Source organism: Micromonospora haikouensis, assembly GCF_000876225.1.
Taxonomy (GTDB): Bacteria; Actinomycetota; Actinomycetes; order Mycobacteriales; family Micromonosporaceae; genus Micromonospora; species Micromonospora haikouensis.
In genome coordinates, this window is sequence record NZ_JXSX01000001.1 from 1,205,209 (window position 1) to 1,217,740 (window position 12,532).

Here is a 12,532-nt window from a genome sequence, read left to right on the forward strand (position 1 = left end):
TCCTCACCACGCCCGCAGCGCGGAGAGCAGCCGCTCCAGCAGCTCCAGCGAGGGCCGCCCGTCGTGGGACGGCAGGTCCCGCACCTCGACCAGCCCCGCCCGGCGCAGCCCGTCGAGCAGCACGCGGACGGCACCCACCGGCAGGTCCAGGTCGGTGGCGATCTCGGCGACCGACAGCGGACGCCGGCACCGCCGGACGATCCGCGCCTGCTCGGGGGTGAGGCGGGGGAGCCGGCCCGTCCCCGGCCGGGCCAGCACCAGGGAGGCGAGGTCGGGCTGCTCGGCCTCGGTCGCCCCGCCGGCCGCGCCCGGGGCGGGCGGCGCGGCGGCCGCCGCGAGGAGGGCCGGCCGGATCCGGCCGGGCGCGGTGGTCCCGGCCCGGACGACCGGCCCCGACCCGGGCGGGACGCCGGGCGACGGGTGCGTCGCCCCTGGTGCGGGCGCGTCGGGCGGTGGGGGCGGCTGCGCGGGCAGGTGCCGGTCGGCCTCCGTCACGAAGCGCGCCACCTCGAACTCGATGTCGGCCGCCCGGGACTGTTCGCAGGTGTGCAGGGCCAGGACGACGCCGGTGCGGATGCCGGTGACGTGCAGGAGTGCCTCGGGCATCCGGGTGACGATCCGTCGTGGCTCGGCGTCGGCGCAGAACCGGGCCGTGGCCGCGCCGAGCGCCCACAGGCCGGCGACCATGCCCGAGACCTGTTCGGCCACCGCCGCGTCGGTGCCCCGGGAGGCGCCGAGCCGGAGCCCGTCGGGCGAGAGCAGCACGGCGAGGCGCGCCCCGGGCACCCGGTCGATCAGCGCGTCCAGGGCCCGCATGAGCGCGTCGCTCCCGGCCGCCGCGCCTGCGGGCCGGGTGGCGTGGGCGGCCGGTCCGGCGGTGGGCTGGGTGGCCGCCGCCGGACCGTCGACGACCGGCGCGGTGCCGCTCGGCGTGGCGGCAGCCGCCCCGGCCGCTGCCGGACCGGTGCCGGGTGGTGCGTCCGGGCAGGTCGTCGTCATCTGGTCGGCCGTTCCCGCCAGGCCCCACCGCCTGCGACGGCCATCCGCTCCGCGACGAGGGTGCGCAGCAGGGCCAGCAGTTCGGTGCGGTTGGCGCAGTTCAGTCGCGACCGCATCCGGGCCACGTGGTGCTCCACGGTCTTGGCGGAGATGAACAACCGGTCGCCGATCTCGCGGTAGGTCAACCCGGCCAGCACAAGCTCGGCCACCTCGTGCTCGCGTTCGCTCAGCTCACTGCGGGGCACGGCGTCGACCTCGGCGGCCGGTGGGGCCGCCCCGCCCGGGGGACGCTGCCCGCCCCTGGCCCCGCCCTTCCCGCCGGCGGGCCCGCTCTTCGCCCCCGCGTGCCGACCCTGGAACACCCGGGCACAGTCCAGCAGGGCGGTCATCGCCCGCCGGTCCGCCGTGCGGATGGCGGCCTGCCCGGCGAGCCGGGCGGCGTCCCAGCAGAACCCCGCGTCGTACAGGCCACGGGCGGCGGCCTCGACCCGGGCCGGGTCGACCGTGCCCCGCAGGACGTCCACCCAGCTCGCGGCGGCGGTGGCGGCCACCGCCGCGTACCGGCTGTGGTCCGCGTCGGCGGTCAGGGCCGCCACGTGTTCCTCGGCCGCGCCGGGCCGGTCGGCGAGGATCGCGGCGTGCAGCCCGCTCCAGTGCAGCGGCGCGCTCCACAACGGCGGGTCGCCCAGCCGGCCCAGCAACGTCCGGGCCTGGTGCAGGTGCGGTTCCAGCCGGTCGAGTTCGCCCAGCCGGGCCGCCGCGATCGCCAGCTCGCCGAGGGGCAGCAGGGTGAACAGGTCGACGGGGTGCCGGACCACGGCGTCCAGCGCGTGCCCCCAACCGCGCTGCAACGCGCCCAGGTCGCTGTTGCGGCGGGCCACCCCCAGCTCCAGGGTCGTGGCGAAGAGCAGGTCGCGGGACTCCAGCGGGCCACCCGAGGCGGTCGCCGCCGCGGCGGCGTCGGCCGCGGCGGCCGTGCGTCCCCGCAGCATCAGGATCCACGCCCGCAGCAGCAGGTGGCGGCGGGCCAGCAGGGGACCGCCGATCCCGCTGGCGGTGGCCCGGTCGAGCACCCGCTCGGCGATGTCCAGCTCCGCGCAGTGCACTCCGGTCAGCGCGGCCAGCGCGGCGGGACTGTCGGGCAGGAGGACGGTGCGGCCGTCCGGCTCCAGCAGGGCCGCCGCCTGCACCAGGGTGGACAGGGCGGTGGTGGGCGTGCCGTCGATGCTGGCCCGGACCCCCTCGGCCATCAGCCGGGCCGCGCCGGCGCCCAGCGTCGGCGGACCGCCGGTGGCCGGGCCCACCGGCCCGGCGTCGCCGGTCGTCGTCGCGGTGGCGAGCGACCCGACCTCGGCGAAGGCCGCCGCCGCGGGCGTGCCCGACCACTGGTACAGCTCCACGCTGCGGCCGGTCTGTCCCCGGTGCGCCAGGGCGGTCGCGGCGACGGCCGCCGCCTTGGCCCGGTCGTCCGGCGCGGCACCGGCGAGCAGCCGGTCCGCCAGCCGCAGGGCGGTGTCCAGGTCGCCGGCGAGCAGCGCGGCGACGGCCTGGCGGCCGGGGGCGGACGAGCCGGCGGCGGTGGCGGCGGCGAACAGTTCGGCCGCCAGCGCCGGCTGTTCGGCCAGCGCCTCCTCGGCGGCCGCCCGCAGCGCGGGCGCGGGGCAGTCGCCGAGAGCGCCGACGGCCCGCAGCGCGGAGACCAGCGGCAGGACCGGGCCGCCCCGGCCGAGCCGCTGGTCGACGAGCCGGTGCCAGACCGCCGTCCGGTCGGTGGGCGGGCTGAGGGCGACGACCGCCCGCCGGGCGAGCGGCGTGATCCGGTGGTCGGCGGTGAGCAGGCCCGCCGCCCGGGTCGCGGCGACGAGTTCGGCCACCGCGCCGGGCGTCCGGTCGAGCAGCGCGCCGAGAAGGTCGACCGTCAGGGGCACGCCGGCGGCGAGCGCGAGCAGCAGGCACCGGGCGTCCGGCGTCAGCCGGTCCAGGTCCGGCCCGAACTCCACGAGGGCGGACTGCGGCGGCTCGCCCGGCGACGCCGCCCCGCCCGGCCCCGGCGCGGCCGACGGAAGCAGAGCCGACGCGGCCGACAGGGTCGAGCCCGGCGCGGCGGACAGCGCGCGTACCAGCCGGTCCACGTCCCGGGGCACCCCGGCGGTCTGCGCGTGCACGTGGTCGGCCAGGCGGGCCGCCTCCGGTGCGGCGGCGCACCGCGCGGCGGTCTGCTCCGGGGTGAAGGGGACGAGCAGCAACGGGTCGGCGTGCCGGCGCAGGGCGTCGGCCAGCTCGACCAGCGCCGCGCACCGTGGCCAGGGGCGGTATCCCACGACGATCCGGTGCCGACCGGTGTCCACCAGCGCGCGGAGCGCACCGAGCCGCGTGTCGTCGAGCAGGTGTGCGTCGTCGACCAGCAGCACGGTGCCGGGCTCGGGCGGCTCGGTGGCCGCCGGCACCGTGGTCAGCACGGTCTGCCCGGCCTGCCGGCAGCGGCGCGCCACCTCGCCGAGCAGGGCGGTCTTGCCGTGGCCGCCGGGGCCGGTCACGGCGAGCGCGAACGGCACGGCCGGGTCGGCGGCGAGCCGGTCGAGCAGGGACCGCCGCTCCCGGCTGAGCAGCAGCGGGCGCTCGATAGTCATGATCATCGTACGCTTCCCTCGCGGCCACGCCGGCGCAGCGACGCCAGGCGGGACGCTCTCGGCAGTTCCAGTGGGGCGATCCGGACCGGGGGCCGGGGCGGTGGCGTGCCCGGGAACCCGTCGTCGCCGTGCTCGTCGTGCCGGGGACCGCGCCCTCCGGCCGGCACCCGGGCGACCGCCGTCGCCCTGCCCACCCGGACCCCGGCGACCCCCACCGGCTCGGCCCCGGGTCGTGTGGCCGGCACGCGGGGCCGGGGCGCGACCACCTGGCGCGCGGCCAGCGCCGCCCCGGCCGCCGCGACCAGCTGCGGATCGGGGGCGACCTGCACCGGGCCTGGCAGGGCCGCGCCGAGCAGCTCGGCGACCAGCGGAACCCGGGTGGCGCCGCCGGCGAGCAGGACGCCGTCGAGGCGCGCCGGCTCCAGCCCGGCGCTGTGGACGGCCCGCAGCAGCAGATCGACGGTCCCCCGTACGGCGGGTCGGATCATCTCCTCGAACTCCGCGCGGCTCACCGGCACCCGCGCCGGCCCGGTCGGCAGGTCCAGCACCACGTCGGCCTGCGGGGCGACGGACAGCTCGTGGGCGGCCCGCTCGCACGCCGACGGCAGCTCCCGCGCCGCGGCGTCGGCCCACTGCCCGTCGAGGGCGGACAGCTCCCGCGCCAGCACGGCCCGGACGTGGTCGGTCAGCTCCGCGACGAACTCCGCCCCGCCGCAGCCGGGAAGGCCCAGCGGCAGGCCGAGGGGCGCGTACGTGCCGTCGTCGTTCCGCCGGACCAGCGCGCCCTCGAAGGTCTCCCCGCCGAGCGCGTACACGGCCGCGAGGTCGCCGGCGAACCCCCGCGCGGCGTGCCCCTCGGCGACCGTCACCGGGCAGGGCAGCAGCGTCACCCCGGGCACCTCGAACTCCCACAGCGCGCGCCGCAGCAGCTCCCGTCGGTGCGGGCCCCAGCCCGCCGGGTGGCTGACCACGACGGCTTCGGCCGGGCCGCCCTCGGTGGCGCGTACCTGCTCCACCACCCAGCCGGCCAGCATCGCCGTCAGGGTCTGCGCCGGGTACGCCTCGCCGCCGAGCACCACGGGCACGTCGTCGCCGACGCGGCGGACGAAGCCGCGCACGGTCCGGCCGCCACCGTCGGAGGTGGACGCTCCGACGGTGAGGCCACCGTGGGCGGACAGGCACAGCGCGGAGGGGACGGTGGTCGCCCCGGCGTCCAGCGCGACGGCCTCGGCGTGCGTCCAGTCGATGCCCCGTCGCCGGACGACGCTGGCGGTGGTCGTGGTGTTCCCGATGTCTATTCCCAGGACGTACGGCATCGTCTCTTCCTCACCAGGAGTTGGCCGACCGGCGGCGACGGTGTCGGGACGTGCGGTGACCCGGCCCGGCGGACCCCGTGGGTTCATACGTTCGTACCAGAGATCGAAGCTGAACCGGGACCCTAACTTCAGGCTGCCGGATTCCCCCCATCCCCCTAACGGACGGCGGGGGTGGGGCCCCGATCCGGCGGGGGCGGTTTCGGGTCGTTCCCCGATGCCCGTCGTCGACTCCGTCCGTAGCGTCACCGGTCACGGTCGACGTCCGTCGACGCCGGTCACTGTCGACGCCCTGTCGACGCCGGCGACACGTCCGAGGAGAAGCGGCTCATGGAACCGAACCAGACCCTGCACGACTTCGTGCTCAACCTGCTGACCGACCCCGATGCCCGGTCGGCCTTCGACCTGGACCCGGAGGGTGCGTTGCAGGCGGCCGGGCTGCAGGACATCACCGCCGCCGACGTTCAGGACGTGGTGCCGCTGGTGGTCGACTACGCGCCGGTGCAGGGCCTCACCTCGCTGGCCCCGGCGGCGCAGTTCGGCCTCGACCCGCTGCCGGCCGACCCCACCGACGCGGTGGGCCAGCTGCAGCACGTGGCGCAGCAGATCGGCGTCACCGGTTCCTCGGCCGGGGTGGACGTCAAGGCCGGGGTGCTGGGCACCATCGCCGTGGACCCGGCCACGGTCTCGGCCGGGGTGACCGTGCTGCCGGGGGTCGGGTTGGGCGTCGGCCGCGGCGGCCTCGACACCGACCTGACCGGGGTCGGCGACGTGGCGCACACCCTCGACGACGGGGTGGTGCCGGGCCTCGACGCGACCGTGGACCCGGTGGTCGGGGGCGTCACCGGCGCGGTCGACGGCCTGCCGGGCGCGCCGGACGCGGGGGGCCTGGACGACTCCGACCTGCTCGACGGGGACCTCGGCGGCGTCCTGCCCGGCGTGCACGGTCAGGTCGGTGGGCTGGTCGACTCGATCGGCGTCGACGACGCCCTGGGTGGCCTGGGCCTGCCCGGCGGCGCGGGCGGCGTGGTGCCGCCGGTCGACGTGCCCGGCGCCGTGTCGGGGGTGACCGACCACGTGGACGACACGGTCTCCGGGACGCTGGGTGGCGTCACGGGTGCGGTCGGTGGCATCACCGGCGGCCACGGCGGCGCGCCCGCCGGCACCGACTCCGGCCTGCTCGGGCTGGGCGACGGGCTGTTCTGAGCGGCCCCGGCGGCGGACGGGACCGGGGCACGAGGGGGTGCCCCGGCCCGGTCCATCGTTCATCACCTCTTGATAATTTCTCCGCAATCGGCACACTTGGTCCCGTGATGGCGGGAATCTGGCTGGACGTGCTCGACGAGATCGCCCGGACCTGCACCGCCCACGGGCGTGCCGACCTGCTCCGCACGGTCCACCACAAACGGGTCCAACTGCTCGACCCGGCGCTGCGCGTGCTGGTCGTCGGCGAGCCGGGCCAGGGCAAGAGCCAACTGGTCAACGCCGTCGTCACCGCGCAGGTCTGCCCGGTCGGCGACGGCCGCACCACCGTCCTGCCGACGGTGGTGCGGCACGCCGAGACGGCCTGCGCCGCCGTGGTCCGGCACCCGGTCCAGCGGGAGCGGCCCGCCGGCTCGGACGGGGCCGCCGCCCTGGCCTCCGCCGGGTCCTCCGTCGCGCCCTACGCGGCGGTCCCGGCCGTGTCCCCGGCCGCCGAGCGGACGCCGCTGCCGCTGGACCGGCTCGCCGCCGGGGTCGCCGGGATCATCCCGCGCGGCGCTGGCCCGGCCCACGTCGAGGTGGGCGTCCCCCGGGCGTTGCTCGCCGACGGTCTGGTGCTCGTGGACACCCCGGCCGGCGACGGCACGATCCCCGCCTCCGGCACGCCGGAGGCCGCGCTGCACCGGGCCGACCTCGTGCTGCTGGTCTCCGACTCCACCCGGGAGCTCTCCGTCGCCGAGCTGAACCTGCTGCTGCACCTCACCCGGTCGCACCCGAACGTGGCGGTGGTGCAGACCAAGACCGACCTGGTGCCCGACTGGCGGGCGGTCGCCGAGCGCAACCGGCGGCACCTGCACGAGGCCGGCGTACCGGCCGCGCTGATCCCGGTCTCGGCGGCGCTGCGGCTGCGGGCGGCCGTCGCCGACGACCACCCGCTCAACGCCGAGTCGGGCTTTCCCGTGCTGATCGCCCGGCTCCGCCGGGACCTCGCCGGCAAGGGCGACGCGCTGGCCCGTACGGCCGTCACCATGCTCGCCCGCACGGTCGTCGAGCAGCTCGCCGCCCCGCTGCGCGCCGAGCTGGACAGCCAGCAGGTCGAGGAGCAGGCCGGGCCGATCTCCCGGCTGCACGCCGCCCAGCGCGAGGTGGACGAGCTGCGGCGCTGCTCCACCCGCTGGCAGAACGCGCTGTCGGACGAGATGACCGACCTGCTCTCCGACATCGAGTACGACCTGCGGGAGCGGACCCGGCAGATCCTGCGCGAGGTCGACACGGCGTTCGACACGGCCGACCCGCTGACCGGCTGGGACGTCTTCGAGGAGTGGCTGGAGCGCAGCCTCGCGGCGGCGGCGCGGGAGAACCGCGAGTGGCTGGTCCGCCGCTGCGACTGGACCGCCCGCCGGTTGGCCGCCCACTTCGGCCGGTACGGCCACGACGCGCTGCCGGAGTGGTCGACGGCGGTGCCGGAGGACCCCGCCGAGCGGCTGCCGCACTTCGAGCGGCCGGCGATCGACCGGTTCACCGTCACCCAGAAGGTGCTCAGCGGCATGAAGGGCTCGTACGGCGGGATGCTGATGTGCGGGCTCGCGCTGACCCTGGCGGGGATGCCGATGATCAATCCGGTGTCGGTCGGGTTCGGCGCACTGCTCGGGGGCAAGGCCATCCGCGACGAGAGCCGGCAGCACCTGCGGCACCGGCAGTCGGCGGCGAAGACGGCGGTCCAGCGGCACGTCGACGAGTTCTTCCTCCGGGTGACGAAGGACTGCCGGGACACCGCCCGGCAGGTGCAGCGGCTGCTGCGTAACCACTTCACCGCACTGACCGAGGAGCTCCAGGAGGGCATCGTCCAGTCGCTGCGCAGCGCGAAGCAGGCCGCCGACACCGACGCGGCGGCCCGCGACCGCCGGCAGCGGGAGATCCGGGCGAGGATGGCCCGGCTGGCGCGGCTGCACGAGCAAGCCCAGGGGCTGACAGCCGGGCGCGGCGCCGGCCCGGTGCTGCTGGAGCAGCCGGCATGACGTCCGGGCGGGGGCTGGAGGACGCGGTGTGGGCCCTGCTGCACGAGGCCCTGCACCACTACCGGGACCACCCCTGGGCCGCCGACCGGCTGCGGCACGAGCTGGCCAGGCTGGAGGAGCCGCTGCGGGTCGCCGTCGCCGGCGGCTGGCGGTCCGGGAAGTCGACGCTGCTGAACGCCATCATGGGGGAGCAGGTCGCGCCGGTCGCCGGGGTCGACGGCGAGGACACCTTCACCTGGTACGAGGACGGGCCCGCCCCGGGGGCCACCGCCTGGTCGACCGACGGCGTGCCGCAGGAGCTGGCGGTGACCCGGTCGGCGACCGGCCTGCGGGTCGACGGGCCCGGCTGGCGGCCCGGCGAGCTGCGCGACCTCGTCGTGCGGTGGCCGACGCGGGCCCTGCGCCAGCTCACCCTCATCGACACGCCCGCCGTCGCCGACCCGGACGAGCGGGGGCGCGCCCCGGTGGTCGAGCGGGCCCTGCGCGACGCCGACGCCCTGCTCTACCTGACCCGCGACGGACGCGACAGCGACCTGCGGGCGCTGGATTCCGAGCGGGACGGGATCGTCGGCCAGGCCGGCGCGGTGCACGTGCTCCTGGTGCGCTCGCGCGCCGACGAGACCGGCGGCGGGCGGATCGACGCGCTGCTGACCGCCCGGCAGCTCGTCCGGCGGCAGCAGCGCGACCCCCGGGTGGCCGCCCGCTGCGTGCACGCGCTCGCGTGCAGCGGCACCGTGGGCCTGGCCGGCCGGATGCTGGGCGAGGCGGACTTCGCCGCGCTCGCGGAGCTGGCCCGGGTGCCGCGCCCGGAGCTGGACGCACACCTCCTCTCCGCCGACCGGTTCGTCCGGGCCGGGCTGCCCGTGGGCCTCTCCGCCGACGCGCGGGCCGCGTTGCTGGAGCGGCTGGGGCTGTTCGGCGTCCGGCTGGCCACCACGCTGGTCCGCACCGGCTGCGACAGCCGGGTGAAGCTCTCCACCGAGCTGATCCGGCGCAGCGGCCTCACCGAGCTGCGGGAGTCGGTCAACCGCCTCTTCGTCGACCGGCAGGGCACCCTGAAGGCCCGGTCGGCGCTGGTGGCCGTGGAGGGGCTGCTGCGCGCGGAGCCGGGCCCCGGCACCGGCGAACTGCTCGGCGCCGTGGAGCGCATCGTGGCCGGCGCGCACGAGTTCGCGGAGCTGCGCCTGCTCGCGGCGCTGCGCGCGGGCCGGGTCGGGTTCGCCGCAGAGCCGGCTGCCGAGGCGCAGCGGCTGGTCGGCGGCGAGGGCACCGCGCCGGCCGCCCGGCTCGGGGCGGAGCACGACGCGACCGCGCGGCAGCTGTGGGAGCTGGCCATCGACGCGCAGTGGCGGTGGCGGGAGCGCGCGGAGGACCCGACCCTACGGCTGGTGCAGCGGCGCGGGGCGGAGGTCGTCGCCCGCAGCTGCGAGGGGCTGATCGTCGAGCTGGCCGGGCCGCCCCGCCGGTCCACCCCGGCGTAGCCGTCCCGCCGGCCCGCCCCCGCCGAGCCGGCGCAGCCAGGCGACGGGGCGCACCCGCTCCAGCGGCAGGAAGCTGGCCATGGCCACCAGGTGCGGGGCGAACGAGATGGTGATCGTCGCCATGGTGACCAGGTGGAACGAGTAGAAGAAGCCCACCGTGGCCAGCCGGGCGCGGGCCGGCAGCACGAAGACCACCGGGCTGAGCAGCTCGAAGGCGAGGATGCCGAACTGCGCCACGAGCAGCAGGTGGGGCACGCCAGCGATCAGGTCGGCAAGGTCGGTGCCGCGCCGGATGATCGCCTTGGCGAGCACCGAGCCGGTGGCCCAGTCGAGGCCACCGAACCGGAACTTCGCGAAGGCGGCCAGGAAGTAGGTGCAGATCACCGCGATCTGGGTGACCCGCAGCGCCCAGCCGCCCGCCTCGGTGCGGGTCGGGTCGCCGTGCCGGGCCCGGCCGGCGGTGGGCAGCGCGGCGAGCGCGACGAGCAGGCCGAACCGGTCGTGGTCGACCTTGCCGTAGCTCATCGCGATGATCATCCACTCCAGGTAGAGCGCGAAGACCGACCAGCCGAGCAGGCGGTGGGCCCGGCCGGTCGCGGCGAGCAGGGCGAGGGCCAGCAGCACCCAGAAGATCACGCCGACCAGCGCCGGGGTGGGGGTCGGCAGCGGGAGCACCCGCCCGACGAGCAGCGGCTGGTAGAGGTCGCCGGGGACGCTCGCGCGGGCGCGTACCCAGGGGGTGAAGAACACCAGGTCGGCGGCGACGAAGAGGTAGACCAGGGTGCGGAAGGCGGCCACCCGGCCCCGGGGGACCGCCTCGGTCAGCCAGCGGGTCACCCGTCCGCCCGCCAGCTCACCACGGTCTCGTCGGTCCAGCGCCCGGTCGGCCGGGCGTCGGCGATGCCGTACCAGCGGATCACGATGCGCACCTCGACCAGCGCGGCGGCGTCGGGGTGGCGTTCGGCGTACGCGTCGGCGACCCGGCGCAGCCGGGCGGGGTCCTCGACGTACCGGCTCTGCTGGCCCTCGATCTCGGCCCGGCGGATGCCGGTGGAGTCCTGGCCCAGGTCGACCACGGCGCCGGTGCGGTCGACGCCCTCGATGCGGGTGTCCGGGGCGGCGGCGTCCGGCGGGTCGGACGTGGAGTACATCCGGAACGGCCCGAACGGGAAGTCGTCGTCGCTGCCCCAGACGGTGCCGGCCAGCAACACGACGAGGCCGAGCGCGGTGGCGGCCAGTCGGGCCCCCCGGCCCCGGCGGGTCAGCGTTTCCATCGGTTTCCGACGGTACGGGATGAAGGGCGCCCTTCGGGTCCCTCCGTCGGGTGGCGTGCCCCAACCGTACCGGTGACGCGGGGCCGGTGACGCCCGCCGGAGGGCGGGTGACGCGGCGGCGGCCGGACCCGGGTGGGGTCCGGCCGCCGGCTGCGCGGGCTCGGTGGTGCCCGGCGCTCAGTGCTTGTGCTCGGCCAGCTTCTTGCGGACGTCGTCCATGTCGAGGCCCTGGACCTGCTCGATGAGGTTCTCCAGGGCCGACTCGGGCAGCGCCCCCGGCTGGGCGAAGACGATCACGCCGTCCCGGATCGCCATGATCGTCGGGATCGAGCGGATGTCGAACTTCGCGCCGAGCTCCTGCTGGGCCTCGGTGTCGACCTTGCCGAAGACGATGTCGGGGTGCTTGTCGGAGGAGCGCTCGTAGACCGGGGCGAACCGCTTGCACGGGCCGCACCACTCCGCCCAGAAGTCGACGAGGACGATGCCGTCGCCGCCCGCCACCTCGTCGAAGTTCGCCGTGGTCAGCTCAACGGTTGCCATGTGGACTCTCCGATCACCGCGGAATCACGTACGCCTCCTAGAACCAGGACGGGACCCGGCGCATTCCCGGGCGTCCGCCCCCGAAACCCGGCGGGGCCGGGGGACGGGGTGTCAGCGTATCGATTCATATCTGTTGCCGGCAGCCTTGCCGTGTGCACTTGCATGACGCATTTGCGTGACGGGACGTGATGGGAGCGTTTCCACAGGTGGGGGCCCTGATTGCTGATCAACTTCGATGATCTGATGCCTGACTAGCGGCGATTCGACCTGCGGTGATCGCTCCCACACTTCATGATCGTCACTCTTCGTATTGTTACGAAAAGATAAATGTGACGCCGGTCTCTGTTGACCGGGCCTCGTCGTGCGGCAGAATCTTCCCCATCAGAGCGTGGGCGGCGGGTGCCGGGGAGGGCCCCGCCGCTCATTGCGTCTCCCCCCGGGAGCGCGGCCGGTGTGACATTTCCTCGCCCGGCTGCGGCCCCCGGCCTCGCCTTAACCCTCGATAAGGCATGCTGGCCCGAACTCCGTCGCCCGCCCGTGGAGGGGACCCCGATGCAGTTCGGCCGCTACTACGAGGAGTTCGAGGTCGGCGCGGTCTACCGGCACTGGCCGGGCAAGACCGTCACCGAGTACGACGACCACCTCTTCTGCCTGCTCACCATGAACCACCACCCCCTGCACCTCGACGCGCACTACGCCGAGTCGGCGAGCCAGTTCGGCCGCAACGTGGTGGTCGGCAACTACGTCTACTCCCTGCTGCTCGGCCTGTCCGTGCCCGACGTCAGCGGCAAGGCCATCGCGAACCTGGAGGTCGAGTCGCTGCGGCACGTCGCGCCGACCTTCCACGGCGACACCATCTACGGCGAGACCACCGTCCTGGACAAGCGCGAGTCCTCCTCGAAGCCCGACCGGGGCGTGGTGTCGGTGGAGACCCGCGGCTACAAGCAGGACGGCACCATGGTCTGCGTCTTCCGCCGCCGGGTGATGGTCCCCAAGCGGGCGTACGCGGCCGAGACCGTGCCCGAGGGCGTCGACCCGGAGCGCCCGAGCTTCCCCGAGCCGCGCTGACCCCAC

The 12,532-nt window shown here is 76.2% G+C and carries 10 protein-coding genes; 4 read left to right on the plus strand and 6 right to left on the minus strand.

The window, feature by feature from the left end; genetic code table 11:
* Positions 1–3: 3 nt before the first annotated feature.
* The 3 genes from TK50_RS35375 to TK50_RS05505 are packed head-to-tail and all read right to left on the minus strand — an operon-like array spanning position 4 to position 4,945.
* Positions 4–999, minus strand: coding sequence for a DUF742 domain-containing protein (locus TK50_RS35375; protein ID WP_052503628.1), 996 nt, complete (start codon positions 997–999; stop codon positions 4–6).
* The gene (locus tag TK50_RS35380; protein WP_043961748.1) at positions 996–3,629 is read right to left on the minus strand and encodes a helix-turn-helix transcriptional regulator; all 2,634 of its coding nucleotides are present in this window, start codon (positions 3,627–3,629) and stop codon (positions 996–998) included. The genes TK50_RS35375 and TK50_RS35380 overlap by 4 nt, the downstream gene beginning before the upstream one ends.
* A gap of 2 nt (positions 3,630–3,631) precedes the next feature.
* Positions 3,632–4,945 carry an Hsp70 family protein gene (locus TK50_RS05505; protein ID WP_043961749.1) on the minus strand — a complete coding sequence of 438 codons (1,314 nt, stop codon included), beginning with the start codon at positions 4,943–4,945 and terminating at the stop codon, positions 3,632–3,634.
* A 327-nt stretch (positions 4,946–5,272) separates the two neighbouring features.
* On the opposite strand from TK50_RS05505, the gene TK50_RS32020 reads away from it, so the two are divergent.
* The 3 genes from TK50_RS32020 to TK50_RS05520 all read left to right on the plus strand — a co-directional run bounded on the left by TK50_RS32020 (position 5,273) and on the right by TK50_RS05520 (position 9,644).
* Positions 5,273–6,148, plus strand: a complete 876-nt coding sequence (locus TK50_RS32020; protein WP_052503629.1) for an IniB N-terminal domain-containing protein — start codon at positions 5,273–5,275, stop codon at positions 6,146–6,148.
* Between the two features lie 107 nt (positions 6,149–6,255).
* Complete coding sequence (locus TK50_RS05515) at positions 6,256–8,163, plus strand: dynamin family protein (protein ID WP_052503630.1); 1,908 nt, start codon at positions 6,256–6,258, stop codon at positions 8,161–8,163.
* The gene (locus TK50_RS05520) at positions 8,160–9,644 is read left to right on the plus strand and encodes a hypothetical protein (RefSeq protein WP_043961751.1); all 1,485 of its coding nucleotides are present in this window, start codon (positions 8,160–8,162) and stop codon (positions 9,642–9,644) included. Before TK50_RS05515 ends, TK50_RS05520 begins: the two co-directional genes overlap by 4 nt.
* On the opposite strand, the gene TK50_RS05525 is transcribed toward TK50_RS05520, so the two are convergent.
* The 3 genes from TK50_RS05525 to trxA form a co-directional block, all read right to left on the minus strand.
* On the minus strand, positions 9,543–10,481 hold the full coding sequence (locus TK50_RS05525) for an MFS transporter permease (protein WP_228986385.1): 939 nt from the start codon (positions 10,479–10,481) through the stop codon (positions 9,543–9,545). The two genes, TK50_RS05520 and TK50_RS05525, sit on opposite strands and share 102 nt — an antisense overlap.
* On the minus strand, positions 10,478–10,918 hold the full coding sequence (locus TK50_RS05530; protein ID WP_043961752.1) for a hypothetical protein: 441 nt from the start codon (positions 10,916–10,918) through the stop codon (positions 10,478–10,480). Before TK50_RS05530 ends, TK50_RS05525 begins: the two co-directional genes overlap by 4 nt.
* A gap of 177 nt (positions 10,919–11,095) precedes the next feature.
* Entirely contained in the window at positions 11,096–11,458 is a 363-nt protein-coding gene (gene trxA, locus TK50_RS05535; RefSeq protein ID WP_043961753.1) for a thioredoxin, read from the minus strand.
* 552 nt (positions 11,459–12,010) lie between these two features.
* Here trxA and TK50_RS05540 point away from each other — a divergent pair.
* Positions 12,011–12,526, plus strand: coding sequence for a MaoC family dehydratase (locus TK50_RS05540; protein WP_043963916.1), 516 nt, complete (start codon positions 12,011–12,013; stop codon positions 12,524–12,526).
* The last annotated feature ends 6 nt before the right edge of the window (positions 12,527–12,532 follow it).

Bases quoted from the DNA above. Each gene is read 5' to 3' on its own strand.
- TK50_RS35380 (WP_043961748.1), bottom strand. From the start codon at position 3,629: ATGACTATCGAGCGCCCGCTGCTGCTCAGCCGGGAGCGGCGGTCCCTG.
- TK50_RS05520 (WP_043961751.1), top strand. From the start codon at position 8,160: ATGACGTCCGGGCGGGGGCTGGAGGACGCGGTGTGGGCCCTGCTGCAC.
- TK50_RS32020 (WP_052503629.1), top strand. From the start codon at position 5,273: ATGGAACCGAACCAGACCCTGCACGACTTCGTGCTCAACCTGCTGACC.
- TK50_RS05540 (WP_043963916.1), top strand. From the start codon at position 12,011: ATGCAGTTCGGCCGCTACTACGAGGAGTTCGAGGTCGGCGCGGTCTAC.
- TK50_RS05530 (WP_043961752.1), bottom strand. From the start codon at position 10,918: ATGGAAACGCTGACCCGCCGGGGCCGGGGGGCCCGACTGGCCGCCACC.
- TK50_RS05505 (WP_043961749.1), bottom strand. From the start codon at position 4,945: ATGCCGTACGTCCTGGGAATAGACATCGGGAACACCACGACCACCGCC.
- TK50_RS35375 (WP_052503628.1), bottom strand. From the start codon at position 999: ATGACGACGACCTGCCCGGACGCACCACCCGGCACCGGTCCGGCAGCG.
- trxA (WP_043961753.1), bottom strand. From the start codon at position 11,458: ATGGCAACCGTTGAGCTGACCACGGCGAACTTCGACGAGGTGGCGGGC.
- TK50_RS05515 (WP_052503630.1), top strand. From the start codon at position 6,256: ATGGCGGGAATCTGGCTGGACGTGCTCGACGAGATCGCCCGGACCTGC.